The organism is Pseudomonas sp. fls2-241-TYG-175, from assembly GCF_030209155.1.
In the GTDB taxonomy this organism is placed as follows: Bacteria; Pseudomonadota; Gammaproteobacteria; order Pseudomonadales; family Pseudomonadaceae; genus Aquipseudomonas; species Aquipseudomonas viridiflava.
In genome coordinates this window covers 420074-443800 of the sequence record NZ_JARVSO010000001.1, presented here as the reverse complement: position 1 = coordinate 443800, position 23727 = coordinate 420074, and the positions used below count along the sequence as shown (strand labels likewise).

Below are 23727 nucleotides of genomic sequence, written 5' to 3'. Positions count from 1 at the left end.
ACGGCCCGACCGAGGCGACGGTGGTTGCCACTTCAGGACGGTTGCTGCCCGACGGCAGCCTCGATATCGGCAAACCAATCGCCAACACCCGCGTGTACCTGCTCGACGAGCGTCAGCAGTTGGTGCCTATGGGCGTAGCGGGCGAGTTGTATGTCGCCGGTGACAGCGTGGCGCGCGGCTACTTGAATCGTCCGGAAATGACCGCCGAGCGCTTCCTGCGTGATCCGTTTCACAATAATCCCGAAGCACGTATGTACCGCAGCGGTGACCTGGCACGCTGGAACGCCGATGGCACGCTGGAATACCTGGGTCGCAACGATGATCAGGTGAAGATCCGTGGCGTGCGCATTGAGCTGGGCGAGATCGAAGCCCAGTTGAGCCAGTTGCCGGGTATCGAAGAAGCGCTGGTTCTGGCACGTGAAGATGAGCCGGGACAGCCAAGACTCGCGGCGTATTTCATCGAGCGCGATGGTTCCCTGTCGACGCCGGTGTCCGAACTGCGTGCCGCCTTGCTGGCCTTACTGCCGGGCTACATGGTGCCCAGCGCCTTCGTGCGCCTGGACGCCTGGCCGCTGACCGCCAACGGCAAGGTCGACCGTCGTGCCTTGCCGGTGCCGGATCGTGAAGCGCTGCCGGGTCGGGACTATGAGGCACCCCAAGGGGCGGTGGAAACGGCCGTCGCCGAGATATGGAGTTCGCTGCTGCACGTCGAACGTGTGGGCCGTCATGACCATTTCTTCGAATTGGGCGGGCATTCGCTGCTGGCCGTGAACCTGATCGCGCAAATGCGCCGCCAGGGGCTCGATGCGGATATTCGCACGCTGTTCGCGCAGCCGACGCTGGCTGCATTGGCGGCTGCGATTGGCAACAGTCAGCAAACACAGGTGCCCGCCAATCTGATCGAGCCGGGTTGCCTGCGCATCACCCCGGATCTTCTGCCGTTGGTGGAACTGGAACAGGCCGACATCGATCTGATCGTCGCCAGTGTTCCGGGGGGCGTGGCCAACGTGCAGGACATCTATCCGCTGGGGCCGCTGCAGGCCGGTATCTTCTACCATCACTTGTCTGCAGGCGGCGACGATCCCTATCAGTTGCAGGCCCGTTTCGCCTTCGCTGACCGTTCGCGTCTGGACGCATTCTGTGTCGCCCTGCAGCAGGTGATCGCCCGCAACGACGTGCTGCGGACCTCTCTGTGCTGGGAAGGGCTGGAAACGCCGGTGCAGGTGGTCTGGCGCCAAGCCACGCTGTCCGTGATCGAAGTCGCGCTGGATGATCTCGCGGACGCAGAGCCTCTTGGACTTGAACGGGCGCCGTTGCTGCGTCTGGTCCACGCTGCCGATCCTGCCAATGGACGGATTGTCGCGGTTTTGCTGTTCCATCACCTGATCATGGATCACATGGCGCTGGAGCTGCTGAGCCATGAACTGCAGGCGATACTGCTCGATCAGGAAGCACAACTGCCTGCGCCGGTGCCGTATCGCAATTACATTGCCCAGACCTTGCAGGGGCAGGGTGATCAGGGTCATGAGCTGTTCTTCCGCGAGCAGCTGGGAGATCTGGACGAACCGACCCTGCCTTATGGCCAAGGCTGGTTGCCGGGCGCTGACGTGCCAGGTGAAGCGAGGCAGCCGATGACGGCTGACTTGAGTCGCAAAGTGCGTGATCAGGCGCGTGTGCTGGGCGTCAGTGCGGCCAGCCTAATGCACCTGGCCTGGGCTCAGGTGCTCGGACAGTTGTCCGGTCGCGACAAGGTGGTGTTCGGCACCGTTCTGCTTGGCCGACTGCAAGGGGGTGAAGGTGTGGAGCGCACGCTGGGCGTGTTCATCAATACCTTGCCGCTGCGCATCGACCTCGCTGGCCACTCCGCACAAGAGGCCGTGCTTCAGGCCCACCGCCGCCTGAGCGGCCTGTTGACGCACGAACATGCGCCTCTGGCTCTCGCGCAACGTTGCAGCGCGCTGCCGGCCGGTGCGCCGCTGTTCAGCGCTTTGCTCAATTACCGACACAGTGCAGCACCGCAAACCGCCGACGCTGCGGCCAGCGAAGCCTGGCAGGGTATCGAACTGCTTGAGGCCGATGAGCGCAGCAACTACCCGCTGACCCTGAGCGTCGATGATCTGGGCGAGGGCTTCGACCTGACCGCGCTCACCTCGTCAGGCATTGATGCGCGACGTATCTGTGCCTACATGGTCTGCGCCGTGGAAGCACTGGTTCAGACCCTGGCGCAGACGCCGCGCTTGAGCCTCGACACGCTGGATCTGTTGCCCGCTGCCGAACGCATCGAGCTGCTGGACGGCTTCAATGCCCGACGCAGCGAGCCTGACAGCGAGCTCACCCTTCATCAGCGCATCGAACGTCAGGCGGCCAATGCGCCTGATGCCGTGGCCGCGCAAGTGGGGGATCAGCGTCTGAGCTATGGCGAATTGAACCGTCGCGCCAACTCACTCGCGCATCATCTGATCGGACTGGGTGTCCGCCCTGACGACCGCGTGGCGGTCATGGCGTGCCGCGGGCTGGACACACTGGTCGGGTTGCTGGCTGTGCTCAAGGCCGGTGCCGGTTATGTGCCGGTCGATCCGGGTCACCCGGACGAGCGGATCGGCTACCTGCTGCAGGACAGCTCGCCGGTAGCGGTGCTGACTCAGGCCGATCTGCTGGAGCGGCTTCCACCGCTGGCAGTGCGGGTCGTGACACTGGACCGCGCTGACTGGCCAATGCGTGAGGACAATCCGCAGGTCGTGCACCTGACCGTCGACCATCTGGCATACGTGATCTATACGTCGGGCTCCACCGGGTTACCCAAAGGCGTGATGGTCGAGCATCGAACCCTCAATAACCTGGTGGACTGGCATTGTCAGGCCTTCGACCTGCACGCTGGCAGCCATACCGCCAGCGTCGCCGGTTTCGGCTTCGACGCAATGGCCTGGGAGGTCTGGCCTGCGCTCTGCGCCGGGGCAACACTGCACGTGCCGCCTGCCGGGATCGGCAATGAGCAACTGGATGCGCTGCTCGACTGGTGGATTGCCCAGCCGCTGCAGGTGGCCTTCCTGCCGACGCCGGTTGCCGAATACGCGTTCAGCCGCGAACTGCGTCATCCGACGTTGCGCACGCTGCTGATCGGCGGCGACCGCCTGCGGCAGTTCCCTCGCGACCCCGGCTTTACGGTGATCAACAACTACGGGCCGACCGAAACCACAGTCGTTGCCAGTTCCGGCGAAATGTCGCCGGGCGGTGTGCTGCACATCGGAAAACCGGTGTCCCACGCACGCCTCTACGTGCTGGATGCGCGTTACCAGCCGGTGCCGCTGGGTGTGCCCGGCGAGTTGTACATCGGCGGCGACGGTGTGGCCCGGGGTTACCTGAACCGCCCGGACATGACCGCCGAACGCTTCCTCGATGACCCGTTCAGCGAGCAGCCCAAAGCGCGGATGTATCGCTCCGGTGACCTGGTTCGCTGGCTGGCCGATGGCACGCTGGAATACCTGGGACGCAATGACGACCAGGTGAAGATTCGCGGCGTGCGTATCGAACTGGGCGAGATCGAGCAGCAACTGGCATCGTACCCGGGCATCGGCGAAGCCGTGGTCGTGGCGCGGCAGCTGGAAGAGGGCGGGTTGCGACTGGTGGCTTACTACACCTGTCTGGATGCGCAACTCGACGCAACCATGTTGCGAACGCACCTGACTGAGCGTCTGCCCGAGTACATGGTGCCAGCAGCCTATGTCGCGCTGGATGCACTGCCGCTGACCCAGAACGGCAAGGTGGACCGCAAGGCACTGCCGGTGCCGAGCCTGGATGCGCTGGCAACCGCCACCTATCAGGCACCCGAGACACCGATTGAACAACGCCTGGCCGAGCTATGGGCCGAGGTACTGGAAGTCGAACGGGTCGGCCGCCACGACAGCTTCTTCGAGCTGGGCGGTCACTCGTTGCTGGCGATCCGTCTGGTCAGCCTGATGCAGAAATCCGGTCTGTCGCTGAGTCTGGCAGAGCTGTTCCAGCACCCGAGCATTGCAGCGTTGGCCGGGCAGCTTGAGCAACGACCTGACGGCACTGCCGACACGCCTGAGGTGATCACAGTACGCGAGGGAAGCAATGGTACACCGCTGTTCCTGATTCACGACTTCACCGGTCTGGACGCCTATTTCCCGGTGCTGGGGCAGCATCTGGACGGCGATTTTGCGATCTACGGTCTGCCCGGCATCGGCCTGGGACAACCGCAACTCAATACGCTGGAAGGTCTGGCAGCCGGACTGGTCGAGCGGATTCGTGGTGTGCAGCCGCACGGGCCTTATCGACTGGCAGGCTGGTCGTTCGGCGGCGTGCTGGCTTATGAAGTGGCCACGCAACTGCTGGGCATGGATGAAACCGTCTCCTTCGTCGGGCTGCTGGACAGCTACGTGCCGCGTCTGACAGATCAGGGCAAGGCACGCTGGGAAGGTCCGCACTTGCTTGAACGCGAGCTGCTGGCACATTGTGCGGCGTACTGGCAGGCGCAAGGCAAGGCTGGCGTCACGCCACTGATGCGCCTTGTTAGCCTGCAGGAACAGGCCTACATGCCTGCATTCGAATCACTGTTGCAACTGTGTCGGGATGAGCAGTTGCTGTATCCGGAACTGGCCGAGGCGAGCGATCTGCAACTGCGTCATTATCTGGAGCGCGAGCTGGCTCACGGTCATGCGCTGGCCCATTACCGGCTCGAACCGATGAGCCTGCCGGTGCATCTGTTCCGCGCCGAACAGCTACAGAACGCACCGAGCGATGCCGCCAGCGGGCAGGATTCCAGCCATGGCTGGGCCGAGGTGCTGCCTGCCGGGCAACTGCATTGCGTCAGCGTGCCGGGCGATCACATGAGCATGATGCAGGCGCCCCATGTTCAGGTGCTGGGGCAGGCACTCGGCACAGCACTGGCCGCTCAGGCCGGTGCTGTGCAGCCGTCCCAGGTCTACAAGTCATTGCTGGCCATCCAGAGCGGACAGAATACCCGTGCACCGCTGTTTTGTGTGCCGGGGGCGGGAGACAGTGTCACCAGCCTGATCGGTCTGGCCGAAGCGCTGGGGCCTGACTGGCCGATCTACGGGTTCCAGGCGCGCGGACTGGAAGGCCGTTACGTGCCTCACAGCCGTGTCGACGCCGCGGCCAGAAGCTATGTGCGGGAAATCGAGAGCCTGTACCCGCAAGGGCCGCTGCATCTGGTGGGGCATTCGTTTGGTGGCTGGGTGGCGCATGCCATGGCGGGAAGGTTGCAGGCACAGGGGCGCGAAGTGCTTTCCCTGACCCTGATCGACAGCGAAGCGCCCGGCAACACCACGACCTGCGGCAAGCCATACACCGCCACGGCGGCGGTGCAGCGGCTGATCAATGCGCTGCAATTGTCCAGCGGCAAGGACCTCGGGCTTGATACGCAGGCCTTTGCCGACGCTGACGACGCGGCTCAATCAGTGCAGCTTCGTGAGGCCATGGTGCGCGTTGGCCTGCTGTCCTCACGGATTGCGCCACAGGCGCTGAACGGCATCGTGCGCACGTTCTCCAGTGCATTGCGCACCCTGTATCGGCCGGAAATAGGCTATGCCGGCCCCGCGAGTCTGGTGCTGCTGACCGATCCCGCACTGGATGCAGCGGCCAATCGCGTCGAGCACAGCGACATGACTCAGGGCTGGCAGCAGGTAGTGCCGCAACTGACGCTGTGGAACGGTCCTGGCGATCATTTCAGCATCCTCAAGACGCCCGACGTCTACAGCCTGGCGGCATGGTGGTACGACAGGCAGCCGGTCAGTGTGCGGGAAACGCTCTCATGAAACCCTGAGTAAAACCCCGGCGGCAGGCATTCGGCCTGCTCCGGGGCTGCGCATGGAAAACGGTAAATCAGTCGTCGCCCCATGAGCGGGCGCGATCTTCAAGGATCAGCAGGCCTCTATGAACAAGTCGAAATTACGCAAGACGGGATTGATCACTGCGCTGGTACTGGTGGCGGGCGCCGTGCTGTATGCCGTCGAGGCACCGGCCAAACCGCCCGCGTACATTACCGCCAGGGCCGAGCGTGGTGACATCGAGAACGCCGTACTCGCCACGGGCGTGCTGGAAGGCATCAAGCAGGTGGATGTCGGCGCTCAGGTGTCGGGGCAGTTGAAGTCGCTCAAGGTCAAGCTGGGCGACAAGGTCAAGAAAGGCCAGTGGCTCGCAGAGATCGATCCGCTGGTATTGCGCAACACCTTGCGTCAGGCCGAAGTGGACGAGGAAAAACTCAAGGCCCAGCGGGCCTCGGCTCAGGCTCAGATGAAGCAGGCCAAACGTCTGTATGACCGTTACAAGGAATTACAGACCGATCAGTCGGTATCCCGCCAGGACTTCGAAAGCGCCGAGTCCGACTACGAAATGCAGCAGGCCAACGTAAGGGCTCTGGACGCTGAAATCAAAAGCGCTCAGGTGCAGATCGACACCGCCAAGGTCAATCTGGGCTACACGCGGATCATTGCGCCCATTGATGGTGATGTGGTCGGTATCGTCACGCAGGAAGGCCAGACCGTCATCGCTCAACAACTGGCGCCGGTGCTGTTGAAGCTGGCCGATCTGGAGACCATGACCATCAAGGCCCAGGTGTCGGAAGCGGACGTTATCCATATCACGCCGGGGCAGGAGGTCTATTTCACGATTCTGGGTGAGGACAAGCGCTACTACGCCAAGCTGCGCGGCACCGAGCCTGCGCCGCAGGATTACCTGGAAACCGAAAGCGGCAGCTCGGCTTCCCGGCAGAACTCGGCGGTCTTCTACAACGCGCTGTTCGAAGTGCCCAATCAGGATCAGCGCCTGCGCATCGCCATGACCGCTCAGGTGCGCATCGTTCTGGGCACGGCGCGCAACGCGATTACCGTACCCGTTGCGGCTCTGGGCTCGCGCACCAGCGAAGGTGCTTCCTTTGTGCGGGTGGTGGACGCCAAGGGCTTCGCTCAGGAGCGCAAGGTTCAGGTCGGCATCAACAACAACGTGCAGGCGGAGATCAAGGATGGGCTGGTTGAAGGTGATCAGGTGGTCATAGGCGATCCGACAGCGGTTGTGGCAGGGGCCTGATATGAACCAGAAGGTAGAAGTCGCCGACCTGCACGAAGCCTCGATTGCAACGCAGCAGCCGTTGCTGCAACTGGAGAACGTAAGTCGCAGCTTCATGGCCGGAGACCGCGAGGTGACGGTCCTCAAGCAGATCAATCTGACGATTCACGCCGGTGAACTGGTGGCGATCATCGGTGCTTCCGGCTCGGGCAAGTCCACCCTGATGAACATTCTCGGTTGCCTGGACAACGCCAGCAGCGGTATCTACCGGGTCGCCGGTCAGCAGACCCGTGATCTGGATGACGACGCACTGGCTGCGTTGCGGCGCGATCATTTCGGCTTCATTTTTCAGCGTTACCACCTGCTGCCGCACCTGGATGCCGTGCGCAACACTGAGATTCCGGCCGTCTATGCGGGCACTTCGCAGGCCGGGCGTCACCATCGTGCCCAGGAACTGCTGACGCGCCTCGGGCTGGGCGGGCATCTCGAGCACCGCCCGAGTCAGATGTCAGGCGGGCAACAGCAGCGGGTCAGTATCGCCCGGGCATTGATGAACGGCGGCGAGGTGATTCTTGCCGACGAACCGACCGGCGCACTGGACACCACCAGCGGTAAGGAGGTCATGCGTATCCTGCTGGAACTCCATGCAATGGGGCACACGGTCATCCTCGTGACCCACGACCCGAAAGTCGCGGCCAATGCCGAGCGGGTCATCGAAGTCAGCGACGGTGAAATCATAAGCGACAAGCGCACCTCGCCACGTGTGCAGCCGGTGGTCGAACCCGCGCCTGCGCTGCAGCCACCGACCACCGCCAGGCGCCGCATGATCGCCAGCTTCGGCCTGTTTCGCGAAGCGTTCAACATGGCCTGGATTGCGCTGATTTCGCACCGCATGCGCACGCTGCTGACGATGCTGGGGATCATCATCGGCATCACTTCTGTGGTCTCGATCTCCGCCATCGGCGAAGGCGCCAAGCGTTACGTGCTCAAGGACATCCAGTCGATTGGCAGCAACACCATCGACATCTACGCGGGCAGCAACTTCGGCGACAGTCGGGCCAAGTCCATCGAAACGCTGCTGCCATCGGACGTCACGGCGCTCAATCAGATGTATTACATCGACAGCGCCACCCCGGTGGTCGGGCGCAGCATGCTGGTGCGCTACCGCAACATCGACGTCGATGCACAGCTCAATGGCGTCAGCAGTCGCTACTTCCAGGTGCGCAACATTCAACTGGCAGCCGGTATCACCTTTGACGATCAGGACGCCCGGCGTCAGGCGCAGGTCGTGGTGCTGGACCACAACACCGCCCAGCGCCTGTTCGGCCCCGGCGTCGATCCGCTCGGAAAGGTGATCCTGATCGGCAAGCTGCCGTGCACCGTGATTGGCGTTACCAGCGATCACAAGAACCTGTTCATTGCAGGCAATACGCTCAACATCTGGATGCCCTACGAGACGGCTGCCGGACGCGTGCTTGGCCAGCGTCACTTGGACAGCATCAGCGTACGGGTCAAGGACGGCATGCCCAGCAAGGTGGTGGAAGAAGAAATCAAGGCGCTGATGCTGCAGCGTCACGGCACCAAGGACTTTTTCACCAACAACCTGGACAGCGTCATGCAGACGGTGCAGAAAACCAGTCGTTCACTGACGTTGCTGCTGTCGTTGATCGCCGTAATCTCGCTGGTGGTGGGAGGCATCGGGGTAATGAACATCATGCTGGTGTCGGTCACCGAGCGAACCCGGGAGATCGGGATTCGCATGGCAGTGGGTGCCCGACAGTCGGATATCCGCCAGCAGTTTCTGGTGGAAGCGGTCATGGTCTGCCTGATCGGTGGCGTCATCGGCATCGGCCTGTCCTATGGCATCGGCTACCTGTTCACGCTGTTCGTCAAACAGTGGGAAATGGTCTTTTCCATGGCCTCGGTGGTCACCGCGTTTGCCTGTTCGACACTGATCGGCGTGTTGTTCGGCTTCGTACCGGCCCGCAATGCAGCAAGGCTCGACCCTATCGAAGCGCTGGCGCGGGATTGAAGACCGGCGTACGGCTCCGGTCGCTCGACGGCATTTCGTCGGGCGACGCGTACATCCAGCGCATCAGCGAGTTGCGTCCGCTGATGCCCAGCTTGACCGCTGCCCGACGCTGGTAGCTGCTCACCGTGCTGACCTTGAGTGCCAGACGCTCTGCCTGTTCCATGGCGGTCTGGCCGGTCAGCAGTCCCACGCACACTTGCAATTCGCGCTCTGACAGCATCAGTCCGGTCTCGCGCAGTCGCTCGTGAAAGCGGTCTTCGAGGCCCTCTGGCTTCTTCGATTCGGCCTCCAGTGTGGCCAGTTGCAGGGCGTCGACGTGCTTTTCCAGAATCGAAAACAGCAGCGGAGAGATGTCCTCCAGGCGGCGTCGCTCGGTCATCGAGAAATCACTGGACGGGCGTCCGCGAAACGCCGTGATCTTGCAGCAATAGCTGGGCGATTCCTGTGCCGGGTTCAACTGGATGGAATCGGTGAAGCGCGAGGCTGCCCGAGGGGAAGTCACGGTCTCGTTGAACACCGTGGAAACCGGCGCTTTCGGCGTTTGCCAGGGCCTTGGCAGCAAGTAAAGGTGGGTGGCATCCACGGTCAATTGCGAGTTGATCAACTCATGAAACATGCTCGAGAAATGGCCGCTGCCGATGCTGGCTATGGCCCTGCCGATCTGGGGAAGTAGTGTAGGGGTCATCTTGCTCATCCATGATTTCAGAACTACTGACGTCTTTGAGACGTTAATACGACTTGGCAGTCACATAAACTAATATTTTTATTTAGTTGAACTAGCGTGCCTGCGAAAGATGACGATTTAGAGCGAAGGGAAATTATCTGCCGTAAATGCGGAGGTTAATCTTGGGGTGTCGGAGTGGCTGGTCAGGCCGAAGGGCGAAGGTGCAGGGAACACCTGGCGGCGCAAGGAAGCTTGCCAGCGGCCGGGGTTTTCCAGCGATACGTTCATCACTGGGCTGACCCTGTCGCCGACAAGCTATGCGCAATAATTCTGCGTCTGCGCAGCCGCTATGCCAGCTCAGCCCGCAACTGACGTGCTGCAGCGACCATGCCCGCCAGAGCGGCCTCGGTTTCCGGCCAGCCACGGGTTTTCAGGCCGCAATCGGGATTGACCCAAAGACGTTCCGATGGCACGCGTTTGGCCGCTTTGCGCAGCAGGTTGACCATTTCATGGGGCTCGGGAACGCGCGGGGAGTGGATGTCGTAGACGCCGGGACCGATATCGTTCGGGTAATCGAAGGCTTCGAACGCTTCCAGTAACTCCATGTCCGACCGTGAGGTTTCAATGGTGATCACGTCGGCGTCCATGGCAGCAATGGATTCAATCACGTCATTGAACTCGCTGTAGCACATGTGGGTATGGATCTGCGTCTCATCGCGCACGCCCGATGCGCACAGACGGAAAGCTTCCACGGCCCAGTTCAAGTACTCGGCCCATTGCTCACGCCGCAGTGGCAACCCTTCACGAAATGCGGCTTCGTCGATCTGCACAATCTTGATACCCGCCGCTTCCAGGTCCACCACTTCATCGCGGATCGCCAGGGCCAGTTGCTGAGCCTGAACCTTGCGAGACACGTCCTCGCGTGCGAATGACCACATCAGCATGGTGACCGGCCCGGTGAGCATGCCCTTCATGATTTTGTCGGTTTGCGCCTGCGCATAGCGGATCCACTCGACCGTCATCGCCTTTGGCCGACTGAGGTCGCCAAAAATGATTGCAGGCTTCACGCAGCGCGAACCATAACTCTGCACCCAGCCGAAGCGGGTGAAGGCGTAGCCGTCCAGTTGCTCGGCGAAGTACTCGACCATATCGTTACGCTCGGCCTCGCCATGCACCAGCACGTCCAGTCCCAGACGCTCTTGCACCTGAACGGCATGGCGGATTTCATGGTGCATGGCGTCGGTATATTCGCTGATCGAAATCTTGCCCTGCTTGTAAGCCTGTCTGGCTAGTCGAATCGACGATGTCTGTGGGAAAGAACCAATGGTTGTAGTCGGAAATAGCGGCAACGCCAAGCGGGACCGCTGCAGTTCTATCCGTTGTGCGAATGGCGAAAGTCGCTGAATGTCGGCAGCGCCAATCGTGGCCAGCCGCGCCTGCACCTCGGGTTTATGGATTCGACTGGAGTGTGCGCGACTTGCCTGCTGGCTCCGGCTGGTCTGTAGTGCCTGCTGAACGTCATTCCCATGCGGGTTGACGACCGCCTTGCTCAATATTGCGATCTCAGCGCATTTCTGCACCGCAAAGGCGAGCCAGCCTTCGAGTTCTGCGTCTAGCGTGTCTTCGCTGGCCAGGTCCACCGGACTGTGCAGCAAGGAACACGAACTGGACACCCACAAACGCTCGTCCAGTTGCTCATGCGCCGCTTGAAGGTGCGCCAGCGCCTTGTCCAGATCGCAGCGCCAGACGTTGCGACCATTGACTACGCCGACCGAAAGCACCTTGTCTTCAGGGTACGCCGCCAGAACAGCGGCGAGCTGTTCGGGTGCGCGCACCAGGTCGATGTGCAGCCCATTTACAGGCAAATCGATCGCCAGCGTGAGGTTGTCTTCGAGGCCGCCAAAATAGCTGGCAACCAGGGTTTTGAGTGGCGCTTGTTGCAGCCTGTGGTAAGCAAGTGCGAATGCGCTTTTCCATTCGGGTTGCAGGTCCAGCGCGAGGATCGGCTCGTCGAGCTGAACCCATTCCACGCCTTTTTCCGCGAGTCGGTTCAGGATTTCAGCGTAGACAGGCAGCAGGCGCTCCAGCAATTCCAGTTTGTCGAAGTCATCGCCCTTGGCTTTGCCAAGCCACAGATACGTCAGTGGGCCGATGATCACCGGCTTGATTTCATGACCAAGCGCAAGCGCCTCATCGACTTCATCGAACAACTGAGTCCAGCTCAGCAGGAAGGTCTGGTCCGCCGTGAATTCAGGTACCAGATAGTGGTAGTTGGTGTCGAACCACTTGGTCAGCTCCTGAGCATATTGCGTGCTCGACTGCTCGCCACAACATGCCGTACTCGCCCCACGCGCCATGGCGAAAAGAGTGTCCAGTGTCGGTAGTCCAGCCTCTCCCAGCGTCGAGGCGAAACGCTTGGGAATAACGCCGAACGCCAGAGAATGGCTCAGCACCTGGTCGTACCAGGCAAAGTCGCCTACCGGCAGCAACTCGATGCCCGCATCACGCTGCACAGCCCAATGACGGGCACGCAGGTCACGACCGACTCTTTCCAGTGCAGGCTGATCGATGTCGCCTTTCCAATAGGATTCCAGTGCTTTCTTGAGTTCCCGATCTGCGCCTATGCGGGGGAAGCCGAGTGAATGAGCCAGTGCCATAGCGATACATCTCCAGTGCGGTAAGTCCGCGCATTGTCGGCATCGCTTGATAATGAAACAAATTCATTATTTTCTTATTGATTGCGAAATGTATTCATATTCGTTCTGTCATCAATCCCTGCTGCCTCGGTTGCCTTCAGTCATGGGGTTGTCAGAAACAGGTCGTGCAAAGCGGAATAAGTTAATGACTAAACGGTCTTTTTTTTATTACCAAATGCGCTTTATCGTCGCTTCCCAATAACTCATCTTCATAAGGGAATGCACGATGCGGCGTCTGACAGCTCTCACAGTGGCGATCACACTCAGCAGTTCAGCGTGGGCACTGACGCCCCCGGACACGCTGGTAGTAGCGCGTTCCATCGATGACATCGCAAGCCTTGACCCTGCCGAAAGTTTCGAGATAACGGCCACCAATACGCTGGCCAACATTTACCAGCGCCTGATCGAACCGGACCGTGATAAGCCGTCCGATCTGGTGCCTTCGCTGGCATCAGGCTGGGAGGCGGGCAGTGATGACAAGAGCCTGGTTTTCGAACTGCGAAAAGGCGCCCGATTTTCCTCGGGCGCCGACGTGCGCCCGGAAGATGTCATCTACTCGCTGACCCGTGTGGTCAAGTTGAACAAGACACCTGCGTTCATTCTGGGCGAACTGGGCTGGACTGCAGAGAACGTCGACAGCTTTGTGACGCGGGTCGACGACAACCATGTGAAAATCGCCTGGTCTGCGGCAGTGGGTAGCTCATTTGCGTTGAGCATTCTGTCGGCCACACCTGTGGGTTTCATCGTCGATGCGGCAGAGGTCCAGAAGCACGCGCAGGGCGCGGATTTTGGCAATGGCTGGCTGAAGGCGCACTCCGCGGGCACCGGCGCTTATGCCTTGCGTACTTATGTTCCTCACGAGGCATTGGTGCTGCAGGCCAACCCTCACGCAGCCAAAGCCCCGAAACTCAAAACCGTGGTCATCAAGAACGTTACCGACCCGGCAACCCGTCGCCTGCTGGTGGTGCAGGGCGATGCCGATCTGGCATTCGATCTGGGCGCCGATCAGTTCAGCGCGTTGGAAAACCAGAAAGGCGTCAGCGTGCAGCGCTTTCCTTCGTCGATGATTTATTACCTGGGCATCAACAGCGGCAACACTCAAGTGCCTGCCTTGAAGAATCCGGCTTTCTGGGAAGCGGCTCGCTGGCTGGTGGACTATCAGGGCATTTCCAAAGACCTGCTGAAGAATCAGTACAGCGTGCATCAAGCGTTTCTGCCGAACGGGGTTGCAGGTTCGTTAAGCGACAAGCCGTTCAAGCTGGATGTGGACAAGGCCAGGGCTATTCTCAAGGCAGGCGGGATCGCGCCAGGTACCAGGGTCGAACTGAGCGTCTTCAATCAGCCGCCCTACACCGATATTGCTCAGGCATTGCAGGCCAGTTTCGCCAAGGCCGATATCGATATTTCGGTGCGGCCGCTGGTCGAGAGCGAGTTATGGGCCAAGATGCGCAGCCGGGACTACCAGTTGATCTTCACCTACTGGGGCATGGATTATCTGGACCCACACTCCAACGCCAGCACCTTCACCTATAACGTCGCCAACGGCCCCAAGACCCTGGCCTGGCGTACCCAGTGGGATATCCCGCAATTGAGTCAGGAAACCCGCGCTGCCGCAGCCGAACGCGACCCGCAAAAACGTGTGGCGCTGTATACGCATCTGCAGAAGACCGTGCAGGACAGCTCACCCTACGTGGTCGCGCTGCAAGGGCAGAACCAGGTTGCCGTGCACGATGGTGTTGAAGGCGTGCTGCAGAACATCACTGCATCGCTGCCTTACTTCGATCAGGTGAGCAAGTCCAAGTGAGGGTAGGGGCTGCGCGCAGGATCAAGGTGGCGGCTGGCGGGGTGTTATCGCTGGCGGTCACGCTCATCGGGTTGCTGTTCTTTACCTTCATGTTGACCACGCTGTCGCCGGTCGATCCGGCGCTGCGAATTGCCGGTGACCGCGCCAGCGAGGCCACGCTCGCCCAGGTGCGCAGCGATCTGGGGCTGGATCAGCCATGGCCGACACGTTTCGGGCGTTATTTGAACGACTTGAGGCAGGGCGATCTGGGCGTTTCCAGCACGTCTGGTCAACCGGTGTTGCAAGGCTTGAGCCGGGCGATACCGGCGACACTGGAGCTTGCCACTCTGGCCATCCTGCTCGGTAGCAGCCTTGGGCTATCGCTGGGCCTGCTGGCCGCATGGCGACCGGGCGGCTGGGTCGATGGTTCGGTCAGGCTGTTTTCGCTGTTTGGCTATTCGGTGCCGATATTCTGGCTTGGCCTGCTCATGCTCCTGTTGTTCTATGCCCGGCTGCAATGGGCAGGCGGGCCGGGGCGGCTCGACGATTCGTATCTGTACACCCTCGACCTCTCAAGCGGCTGGATGCTTTGGGACACCTGGCGCTCCGGTGAGACCGGCGCATTCGCCAACGCGTTTGCTCATCTGGTGTTGCCCGTGCTGGTACTGGCCTTTCATGCCATGGCCGGGATCTGCCGAATGACTCGCTCGGCGTTGCTGGGCGAAATGGGCAAGGAATACGTGGTCACCGCACTGGCCAAAGGCGCAGGGCGTGGGCGAGTGTTGTTGCGTCACGCGCTGCCCAATGTCTCCGGTACTCTGGTGGTAGTCGTTGCGCTGTCCTATGCGAGCCTGCTGGAAGGCTCCATTCTCACCGAGACGGTATTCGCCTGGCCGGGAATCGGACGTTACCTGACGACCGCTTTGTTCGCAGGTGACGTGCCTGCGATTCTGGGCAGTACGCTGGTGATCGGTCTCTGCTTTGTGGTGATCAACGGCTTGGCCGATGTGCTGGCGGGCATGATCGACCCACGCACGCGAGGTCTGTCATGAACCTTTCTGTAGCCTTCGAAGGCCTTTCGGCTTCAAGCATCTGGCGTCGCTCACCGGCACTGACCATCGGCGTATCGATCATTGCCTTGCTGATAGCGGTCGCGGTGTTCGCCCCACTGCTGAGTGGCTTTGATCCGAACGCGCAAAATATTCAGGAACGCCTGTTGCCACCCTCGGCCATTCACTGGCTGGGCACCGACGCGTTTGGCCGGGACCTGTTTACCCGCTTGCTGCATGGCACGCGCCCCACATTGCTGCTGGTGTCGCTGGTCTTGCTGCTGACCCTGCCGATTGGTGTGCTGGTTGGTGTGACAGCGGGTTTCTATGGCGGCTGGACGGAGCGGATCCTGATGCGCCTGACCGACGTGATCATGGCCTTTCCGCAACTGGTACTGGCGCTGGCATTTGTGGCGATTCTCGGGCCGGGGTTGCTCAACGGCGCATTGGCGCTGTCCCTGACGGCCTGGCCGGCGTATGCGCGTCAGGCCCGGGCGGAAACCAGCGTGCTGCGTAACAGTGACTATCTGGCTGCCGCCCATCTGCAAGGCATACGAGGGATGCGCCTGCTGATCGGGCACGTGCTGCCGCTGTGCCTTCCATCCGTGATCGTTCGGGTCGCGTTGAACCTGGGCGGCATCATTCTCGCCGCCGCAGGGCTCGGGTTCCTCGGACTGGGCGTCCAACCGCCCATGGCCGAATGGGGTTCGATGGTTGCCGAAGGCAGCCGGGTCATCTTCGATCAGTGGTGGGTAGCAGCAGCGCCGGGCATCGCCATTCTGCTGACGAGCCTGTCTTTCAATCTGCTGGGCGACGGCCTGCGCGACGTACTGGATCCCCGCCATGGCGCATGAATCATCATTATTGGACGTCAAGGGCCTGCGCATCGGCTTTCCCGGCCATGGCCCGGATCTGATCGAGGTGGTGAAGGGTATCGACTTCACGATCGGCACCGAGACCGTGGCGCTGGTCGGTGAGTCAGGTTCGGGCAAATCACTGACTGCGCGGGCGCTGATGGGACTGGTCGCACGTCCCGGCCAGGTGACGGCCGAGCGACTGAGTCTGGCAGGCGATGATCTGCTTGGATTGTCGGCCCGGCAATGGCAACAGGTGAGGGGAACACGGCTGTCGCTGGTCTTGCAGGACCCCAGGTACTCGCTCAACCCGGTGCTGAAGATCGGCACTCAGGTCGAGGAAGCACTGGTGCTGCATACCCGGCTGGGTCGCCGCGAACGCCGCGAGAAAGTCCTGGACATGCTTGATGCCGTGGGATTGCCCGATCCCGCATCGCTTTACCACAGCTATCCACATGAATTGTCCGGCGGTATGGGCCAGCGGGTGATGCTCGCCGCGATGCTGATCAACGATCCCAGACTGCTCATCGCGGACGAGCCCACCTCTGCGCTGGACAGCGGCCTGCGTGACCAGATGCTTGAGTTGATTCTACGGCTGGTCCGGCAGCGGGGCATGGCGTTGCTGCTGATCAGCCACGATCTGCCACTGGTTGCCCGTTACTGCGACCGTGCGCTGGTCATGTACCGCGGCAGGATTATCGACCGTTGTCGCGCCACTGAGCTGGCCACGTCCAGCAATCCGTACACGCGCACGCTCTGGAGCTGTCAGCCCTCGGCACAGACTTATGGTCAGGCACTGCCCACTCTGGACCGAAGCCTGATCGAGGAACTGTCATGAACGCGGTGGATATTGAACATCTGACCGTGAGCTTCAAACGGGGATTCGGTCATTTCACTGCGCTGGAACTTGACGGGTTGCGGATCGAACCGGGCGAATGCTTCGGGCTCATCGGCGGCTCCGGCTCAGGCAAATCGACCTTGCTGCGCGTACTCGCCGGGCTGCACCGTGACTGGCAGGGCAGGGTAAATCTGATGGGCCAGCCGCTCACGGCACAGCGTGCGTTCAAGGGTGCATTGCGTCAGCAGGTACAAATGGTGTTCCAGGACCCTTATGCATCACTGCATCCACTGCACCGGATTCGGCGCAGTCTGCGCGAACCGCGGCAGATCAACGGGCTGCCGTTCGACGAGCCCAGTCTGATCACGTCGCTGGAACGGGTCGGGTTGCCCGCCGAGGTTCTTGACCGGTATCCCCATCAGTTGTCCGGCGGCCAGCGGCAACGCGTGGCCATCGTCCGGGCATTGCAGTTGAATCCTGCATTACTGTTGCTGGACGAGCCGACTTCAGCGCTGGACATGACGGTACAGGCGGAAATACTCAATCTGCTTCAGACGCTGCGCAGGGAAACGGGCATGACCATGATTCTTGTCAGTCATGACATCAATACCGTTGCCCATCTGTGCGACCGGGCGCTGCTGATCAAGCAGGGCCGTGTCGAAAAACGGCTTGATCGCGTCGAGCTGTGTGCGCTGGCAGGCTCAGCGTAACAACAATCTGTCAAGGTTCGATCATCAGCCAAACCGTTGCAAACCGTGCCGTTGCGCGGTTTTGACAGTCTCTCGGCCCAGCGACGGCGGGGGCTTAATCGAAAAAGTGCGTGGACTCGGGATATAACACTAATTAGAATGAGTCTCATTTGACACATCCATAGCGCAAGGCCTCTCGACATGATCGAAGCAGCGACGTCAACGGACCATTCTCTACATTCCCTGTATCGCGACCACTATGGCTGGCTGGAAAGCTGGCTGAGACGGCGCATGGGCAATGCCTGGGATGCTGCGGACCTTAGCCAGGATACGTTTCTTCGCGTGCTGTCCAGTTCCCAGCAGATCGCCGATATGCAGGAGCCTCGTGCTTATCTGTTGACCGTCGGCAAGCGCCTGTTGAGCAACTTCTATACCCGTCGCAGTCTGGAGCAGGCTTATCTCGAAGCGCTGGCTCAGCTCCCTGAAGAAGCGGCTCCGTCTCCCGAACAGCGCTGGCTGCTATTGGAAACCCTACAAGCGCTGGATGAGTTGCTGGATGGACTGTCCGCCGTCGTGCGCAGAGCGTTTCTGTGGAGCCAGCTGGAAGGACTGGGTTATCGCGAAATCGCCGAACGTCTGCAGGTCTCCGAACGCACCGTCAAACGTTACATGGCCCAAGCCTACGAACATTGTCTGTTGGTGGACTGGTGATTCGTCAGTCGCTGTCCAGCGAAGATCGCGAAGTCGCACGCGCAGCGGCGCATTGGCTTGCGTTGCTGGAGTCTGGCGGTGCCAGCGATGAGGATTACGTCAAACTTCAGTATTGGCGCGACAGCGCCAGCAGCCACGAGCGCGCCTGGCAAAAGGCTCAGCAGTTGCGTCAACGTTTTTTCGGCCTGCCATCTCATCTGGCGATGGCCACACTCGACCGTCCCGACAAGGCAAGGCGCGCCGCCCTCAAAAGGGCGCTTGGGGTGGCGACACTGGTTCCGGCCGTCTGGCTGCTGGGGCGGCAGTTGCCGATAGACGTCTGGCGCGCCGACCTACAAACCTCCATCGGTGAGCACAAGCGCCTTGCGCTGGCCGACGGCAGCCAATTGCAACTGAATACCGACAGTGCGGTGAACGTCGATCTGAACACCCGGCAAATCACGCTGGTGCGCGGCGAGATAGCGCTCAAGGTGTCGGGCAGTACGCCGCTCACCATCGAAGTGCCGTATGGCAGGATCATCGTCAGTCGAAGCGAAGTCTGCGTGCGTCTCAATGCAGACGATTGCCGTGTGTCAGTGGTCAGCGGCAGTGTGCGGCTGCAGCCGCTGCAAGGGTCTGAACTGGACCTGCTTGCGCAACAGCAGATCAGTCTGCGGCCTCACGGGGCAGGGCCGGTCAGCGCCTTCGACGCCCTGTTGCCAGGCTGGCGCGACGGCGTGCTGACCGCGCAGAACCAGCCGTTGGGCAGCTTCCTGCGTGAACTCGGTCGCTACCGTCCAGGGTTGCTGCGCTGGGAGCCCGAACTTGAAAATTTGCGTGTTACGGGCAGTTTCCGGCTCGACGATACCGACCGTGTTCTTTCGCTGCTGGCGGCCAGCCTGCAGGTGGATGTGCATATGCGGACCCGCTACTGGGTAACGCTGGTGCCTCGCAAAACGCTTTCTGCAAAAAATAGTGCGTGAAGCCTGTCCCTTTTTTTCGCCTCACTGGTCATTCCAGGTAAGTGAACAAAAAACTACGAGAGCTTCCCTACATGTCCGCAGTGCCTCCTTATCGTTTACGTCCGCTTTTGCACTTCAGCCTGTTGCTGACCCTCAGTTCCAGCCCGCTGTTCATCTCCAACAGTTGGGCGGAAACGTCAGGCCGCCGCGCCTACGAGGTTCCGGCAGGCAGCCTGAGCGCCGCGCTGACCCGTTTCGCAGGGCTGGCCGGGGTGAATCTATCGGTAGACCCTGCGCTGGTGAACGGACGCAACAGCGCAGGCCTGTCCGGAGACTTTGCGGTCGAGGAAGGCTTCGCGCGTTTGCTGCAAGGCTCGGGCCTGCAATTGATGCCGGTAGGCGAGCAGGCCTACACGCTGATCCCGGCGCCGAGCAGCGGCAGTCTGGAACTGGCGCCCACCTCGATTCTCGGTGCCGGCGGCACGACGGATGGTCAGGCCTATGCGGGCGGTCAGGTTGCCCGCCGTGGCTCGCAAGGCATGCTCGGCGCGCGGGACTTCATGGACACGCCGTTCAGCATGACCACCTATACCCAGGAAGCGGTGAAGAATCAGCAGGCCCGCACGCTGGGTGACCTGATTGCCAGCGACCCTTCGGTGCGTGCGACCAACCCGGCGGGAGGACGCTACGAGCAGTTCACCATTCGCGGCCTGAGCCTGTTCAACAGTGACGTTTCCTACAACGGCTTGTACGGCATCCTGCCGACCTACACGATCGACATGGAAATGGCCGAGCGCGTGGACATCCTCAAAGGGCCGAGCCAACTGGCCAACGGCATCTCGCCGCGTGGCAGTGTCGGCGGCGGCATCAACGTGGTGCCCAAGCGCGCCACAGACAAGCCGATCACTGAGTTCACTGGTAGTTATGCCTCCGACAGCCAGGTTGGCGGTGCAGTGGACATCGCCCGCCGCTTTGGCGACGAAGACAAGTTCGGTATCCGCTTCAACGGCGTCAAGCAGTCCGGCGATACCACTTGGGACCACCAGAGTGTTGACCGCCAGATGGCGGTCCTGGGGCTGGACTTCCGAGGTGAGCGTCTGCGCCTTTCGACCGATATCGGGCACACCGAACGCAACACCGATGCGCCACAGGAACGCGTCCAGATTGGCCCGAACGCCAAGGTGCCGAACGCCAACGATGTGCGGGACAACTACGCGCAATCCTGGAGCAAGGCACGCACCGAGGACACCTTCGGCATGGTCAACGCCGAATACGACGTCAACGATTCCGTGATGCTGTACGGCGGCGTGGGCGCGCGCAAAAGCGACCATGACTTCCTGCGCCATGCGGTTTCGATCACCAACAATGCGGGCGACTTCAGCGTTCAGCCGCGCGACTTCACCCGCGACGAAAACGTACGCACGGCCACGGCCGGTGTGCGCAACTGGTTCAAGACCGGTCCGGTCAGCCACGAAGTGAACCTGGCGGCCAGCTACTTCTACATGGACTTCGAGAATGGCGGTGCCCGCTACGCGGCGTCTCCGAGCAACCTGTTCAACCCCGTCGACACGCCGACGCCCGCCAACCCGACACGCAGGGATGACAAGGTCTACACCGAAAACCGCTTCAGCGGTCTGGCGCTGTCCGACACGCTGGGCTTTTTCGACGATCGCCTGCTGCTGACCCTGGGCGCACGCTGGCAGCGGGTCAAGGTCGATGACTGGACCAACAACGTCAAGGGCGACACGGCGTACGACGAGGAAAAGGTCTCGCCGTCGGGCGGCATTCTGTACAAGGTGACCGATGAGCTGTCGGTGTATGCCAACTACATGGAAGGCCTGAGCCAGGGCAAGATCGCACCGTCGACCTCGATCAACGAAGACGAGATCTTCCCGCCTTTCATCAGCCGTCAGGTCGAGGTGGGTGCCAAATATGACCTGGGTTCGTTCGCCTTCACCGGCAGCGTGTTCCGCATCAAACAGCCCGCCTACGAAACCAATGCCGCCTCCCGCGTGTTCGGCCCCAACGGCAAGCGTGAGAACAACGGCGTAGAGCTGACCATGTTCGGCGAGCCGCTCAAGGGTTTCCGCCTGCTGGGCGGCGTGATGTACATCGACAGCGAACTGAAAAACACCACTGGCGGCACATTTGACGGCAACCGTGCGCCTGCCACGCCCGAATACAACGTCAATATCGGGGCCGAGTGGGACGTGCCGACCGTACAGGGCCTGACGCTGACCGGGCGGGGCATCTACACCAGTTCCCAATACCTGGATCAGGCCAATACCAAGGACATCGATTCGTCCGAGCGCTTCGACGTCGGCGCGCGCTATGCCTTCAAGGTCGATCAGAAGACCGTCACGCTGCGGGCCAACGTCGAGAACGTCATGGACAAGCGCTACTGGAGCTCTGCCGGCGCCTCTGACGACAGCGAGCCTGGCCTGACGCTCGCAACACCCCGAACCTATCTGATCTCGGCCACTGTGGGTTTCTGATCCATCACTCATGCGCTGCCCAGGGAAGGGCGCCTGCGCTTCACGACTCAATGCGCAACGACTCTGACAGAGAGAACGCCATGCAAAGTGCCAGTTGAATAAATAAACAGTTCACTTATAACGTAATCAAAGTGCGGCCTTCAAAAAGGCAATAACCGATACGCCGACGTTGATGAGTCCGGACGCGTTGAATATATCCAGCGTTAGTTGGCGTAATGCTGTGCGCCTCTCATTAAACAAGCACGCATGTATTGTCATATTAAATTCAGAATTAAATTTCAGTAACGGACTTGCAGTTTTCTGGAAATGAGAATAGTTTGCATCCCGAACTTAGCGAGGGTTACCCCATGTTGAATGATGGCTTATTGCAGTCTACTACGTCTTCGCATAAAACCAATGCCAACTATCTGGCCCGGCAGGCGAGATTTGAATCCAATGTAAGAAGTTACCCGCGCAAGTTGCCTCTGGCGATTGCCAAGGCACATGGGCTCTGGGTAACGGATGTTGAAGGCAACATGTATCTGGACTGTCTGGCCGGTGCCGGAACGCTGGCACTGGGGCACAACCATGAAGCAATCATGGCCAGCCTCGACGGCTTCCTGACCTCGGGAATGCCGATGCACACTCTGGACCTGACCACGCCGGTCAAGGATGCCTTCAGTGAAGCGCTGCTGAGTCTGCTGCCTGGGCAGGGCCGGGACTATTGCCTGCAGTTCTGCGGCCCGTCCGGCGCCGATGCGGTGGAAGCCTCGATCAAACTGGCCAAAACCGCGACGGGACGCAGCAACATCATCAGCTTTTCGGGCGCTTACCACGGCATGACCCACGGCGCTCTGGCGCTGACCGGCAACACCGGACCTAAAGATGCGGTCGCCAGCCTGATGCCCGGCGTGCAATTTCTGCCGTACCCGCACGAGTACCGCTGCCCGCTGGGCCTCGGTGGCGAAGCCGGGACCGAAGCGCTGAGCTACTACTTCACCCAGTTCATCGAAGACGTCGAAAGCGGCGTATCGCTTCCGGCTGCGGTGATTCTGGAAGCCGTTCAAGGCGAAGGCGGCGTCAATCCTGCGCCGGACAGCTGGCTGCGGCAGATCCGTGAAGTGACCCGTAAACACGGGATTCTGCTGATCCTTGACGAAGTACAGGCCGGGTTTGGCCGCACCGGCAAGATGTTCGCCTTCGAGCATTCCGGTATCGAACCGGACATCATCGTCATGTCCAAGGCAGTCGGTGGCGGTCTGCCGCTTGCCGTGCTGGGCATCCGGCGTGAGTTCGACGCGTGGGCACCGGGCAATCACTCCGGCACCTTCCGCGGCAACCAGATGGCAATGGCCACCGGTCTTGCCACGCTGGAAGTGCTGCAGCGCCAGAACCTGGCCGGTCAGGCCGCCAGACGCGGACAGTGGCTCAAGGATCAACTGACACTTTTGCAACAACGTTACCCGGCCATGGGGCAGGTACGTGGACGCGGTCTGATGCTGGGCATCGAGATCGTCGACGAGCGCAAACCTGCAGATCGTCTCGGCAGTTTTCCGATAGACGCCGAACTTGCGTTGGTCATTCAGCAGCAGTGTTTCAAACAGGGACTGTTGCTGGAGCGGGGTGGCCGCAATGGCAACGTGATCCGCCTGTTACCGCCGCTGATCATCACGGACGAACAGTGCCAACTGGTTATCCAGCGATTCGAAGAGGCACTCAAGGCCGCGCTGAGTCAGTTGCGCACTCAATAACTTCATCACGTTATTGTTATTCAAGACAATCTGGACCGGTCAGAACTTCGGGCCGAACGAACGTAGCGTATTTGCTGACAGGGTTTATCTGGCCATGGCGTGCCGAGTGATAAGCCGGGCAAATGCTTGAGTTGTTTTCGCAGCAGATGATTATCTGACACTTTGTTGCGATGTCACTTAGACAGTCAGCGTAAAGCG

Annotated in this window: 14 protein-coding genes; 12 read left to right on the top strand and 2 right to left on the bottom strand. The window is 60.8% G+C overall.

All coding sequences use genetic code 11. The features are described 5' to 3' along the window. The 3 genes from QRN20_RS02000 to QRN20_RS01990 all read left to right on the top strand — a co-directional run. Window positions 1-5798, top strand: a 5798-nt coding sequence (locus QRN20_RS02000; protein WP_285359959.1) for a non-ribosomal peptide synthetase, incomplete at its 5' end; no start/stop codon positions are given. Window positions 5799-5916: 118 nt separating this feature from the next. After that, the gene (gene macA, locus QRN20_RS01995; RefSeq protein ID WP_096766951.1) at window positions 5917-7068 is read left to right on the top strand and encodes a macrolide transporter subunit MacA; all 1152 of its coding nucleotides are present in this window, start codon (window positions 5917-5919) and stop codon (window positions 7066-7068) included. A gap of 1 nt (window position 7069) precedes the next feature. After that, a complete protein-coding gene (locus tag QRN20_RS01990) occupies window positions 7070-9079 on the top strand; it encodes a MacB family efflux pump subunit (protein ID WP_285359958.1) in 2010 nt (669 codons plus the stop codon). On the opposite strand, the gene QRN20_RS01985 is transcribed toward QRN20_RS01990, so the two are convergent. Together QRN20_RS01985 and metE are read right to left on the bottom strand one after the other, a co-directional pair. Further along, complete coding sequence (locus QRN20_RS01985) at window positions 9054-9764, bottom strand: helix-turn-helix transcriptional regulator (RefSeq protein WP_029242690.1); 711 nt, start codon at window positions 9762-9764, stop codon at window positions 9054-9056. The two genes, QRN20_RS01990 and QRN20_RS01985, sit on opposite strands and share 26 nt — an antisense overlap. A gap of 326 nt (window positions 9765-10090) precedes the next feature. After that, the gene (metE, locus tag QRN20_RS01980; RefSeq protein WP_285359957.1) at window positions 10091-12400 is read right to left on the bottom strand and encodes a 5-methyltetrahydropteroyltriglutamate--homocysteine S-methyltransferase; all 2310 of its coding nucleotides are present in this window, start codon (window positions 12398-12400) and stop codon (window positions 10091-10093) included. A gap of 265 nt (window positions 12401-12665) precedes the next feature. Here metE and QRN20_RS01975 point away from each other — a divergent pair, with 265 nt between their 5' ends. The 9 genes from QRN20_RS01975 (at window position 12666) to QRN20_RS01935 (ending at window position 23529) form a co-directional block, all read left to right on the top strand. Continuing rightward, complete coding sequence (locus tag QRN20_RS01975) at window positions 12666-14243, top strand: ABC transporter substrate-binding protein (RefSeq protein ID WP_122414714.1); 1578 nt, start codon at window positions 12666-12668, stop codon at window positions 14241-14243. A gap of 20 nt (window positions 14244-14263) precedes the next feature. Further along, window positions 14264-15274, top strand: a complete 1011-nt coding sequence (locus QRN20_RS01970; protein WP_122586053.1) for an ABC transporter permease — start codon at window positions 14264-14266, stop codon at window positions 15272-15274. Continuing rightward, window positions 15271-16125, top strand: coding sequence for an ABC transporter permease (locus QRN20_RS01965; protein ID WP_058432854.1), 855 nt, complete (start codon window positions 15271-15273; stop codon window positions 16123-16125). The genes QRN20_RS01970 and QRN20_RS01965 overlap by 4 nt, the downstream gene beginning before the upstream one ends. After that, window positions 16115-16963 (top strand): ABC transporter ATP-binding protein, encoded by an 849-nt coding sequence (locus tag QRN20_RS01960; protein WP_285359956.1) that lies wholly within the window; start codon window positions 16115-16117, stop codon window positions 16961-16963. Before QRN20_RS01965 ends, QRN20_RS01960 begins: the two co-directional genes overlap by 11 nt. Further along, window positions 16960-17673, top strand: a complete 714-nt coding sequence (locus tag QRN20_RS01955) for an ABC transporter ATP-binding protein (RefSeq protein WP_285359955.1) — start codon at window positions 16960-16962, stop codon at window positions 17671-17673. Before QRN20_RS01960 ends, QRN20_RS01955 begins: the two co-directional genes overlap by 4 nt. A gap of 180 nt (window positions 17674-17853) precedes the next feature. Beyond that, a complete protein-coding gene (locus QRN20_RS01950) occupies window positions 17854-18363 on the top strand; it encodes a sigma-70 family RNA polymerase sigma factor (protein WP_004882203.1) in 510 nt (169 codons plus the stop codon). Continuing rightward, a complete protein-coding gene (locus QRN20_RS01945; protein WP_029242683.1) occupies window positions 18360-19325 on the top strand; it encodes a FecR domain-containing protein in 966 nt (321 codons plus the stop codon). The genes QRN20_RS01950 and QRN20_RS01945 overlap by 4 nt, the downstream gene beginning before the upstream one ends. Window positions 19326-19396: 71 nt before the next feature. Then, window positions 19397-21799 carry a TonB-dependent receptor gene (locus QRN20_RS01940; RefSeq protein WP_029242682.1) on the top strand — a complete coding sequence of 801 codons (2403 nt, stop codon included), beginning with the start codon at window positions 19397-19399 and terminating at the stop codon, window positions 21797-21799. 347 nt (window positions 21800-22146) lie between these two features. Further along, a complete protein-coding gene (locus QRN20_RS01935) occupies window positions 22147-23529 on the top strand; it encodes a diaminobutyrate--2-oxoglutarate transaminase (RefSeq protein WP_122605381.1) in 1383 nt (460 codons plus the stop codon). The last annotated feature ends 198 nt before the right edge of the window (window positions 23530-23727 follow it).

Bases quoted from the DNA above. Each gene is read 5' to 3' on its own strand.
- QRN20_RS01935 (WP_122605381.1), top strand. From the start codon at position 22,147: ATGTTGAATGATGGCTTATTGCAGTCTACTACGTCTTCGCATAAAACC.
- QRN20_RS01940 (WP_029242682.1), top strand. From the start codon at position 19,397: ATGTCCGCAGTGCCTCCTTATCGTTTACGTCCGCTTTTGCACTTCAGC.
- macA (WP_096766951.1), top strand. From the start codon at position 5,917: ATGAACAAGTCGAAATTACGCAAGACGGGATTGATCACTGCGCTGGTA.
- metE (WP_285359957.1), bottom strand. From the start codon at position 12,400: ATGGCACTGGCTCATTCACTCGGCTTCCCCCGCATAGGCGCAGATCGG.
- QRN20_RS01990 (WP_285359958.1), top strand. From the start codon at position 7,070: ATGAACCAGAAGGTAGAAGTCGCCGACCTGCACGAAGCCTCGATTGCA.
- QRN20_RS01950 (WP_004882203.1), top strand. From the start codon at position 17,854: ATGATCGAAGCAGCGACGTCAACGGACCATTCTCTACATTCCCTGTAT.
- QRN20_RS01965 (WP_058432854.1), top strand. From the start codon at position 15,271: ATGAACCTTTCTGTAGCCTTCGAAGGCCTTTCGGCTTCAAGCATCTGG.
- QRN20_RS01985 (WP_029242690.1), bottom strand. From the start codon at position 9,764: ATGACCCCTACACTACTTCCCCAGATCGGCAGGGCCATAGCCAGCATC.
- QRN20_RS01960 (WP_285359956.1), top strand. From the start codon at position 16,115: ATGGCGCATGAATCATCATTATTGGACGTCAAGGGCCTGCGCATCGGC.
- QRN20_RS01955 (WP_285359955.1), top strand. From the start codon at position 16,960: ATGAACGCGGTGGATATTGAACATCTGACCGTGAGCTTCAAACGGGGA.
- QRN20_RS01975 (WP_122414714.1), top strand. From the start codon at position 12,666: ATGCGGCGTCTGACAGCTCTCACAGTGGCGATCACACTCAGCAGTTCA.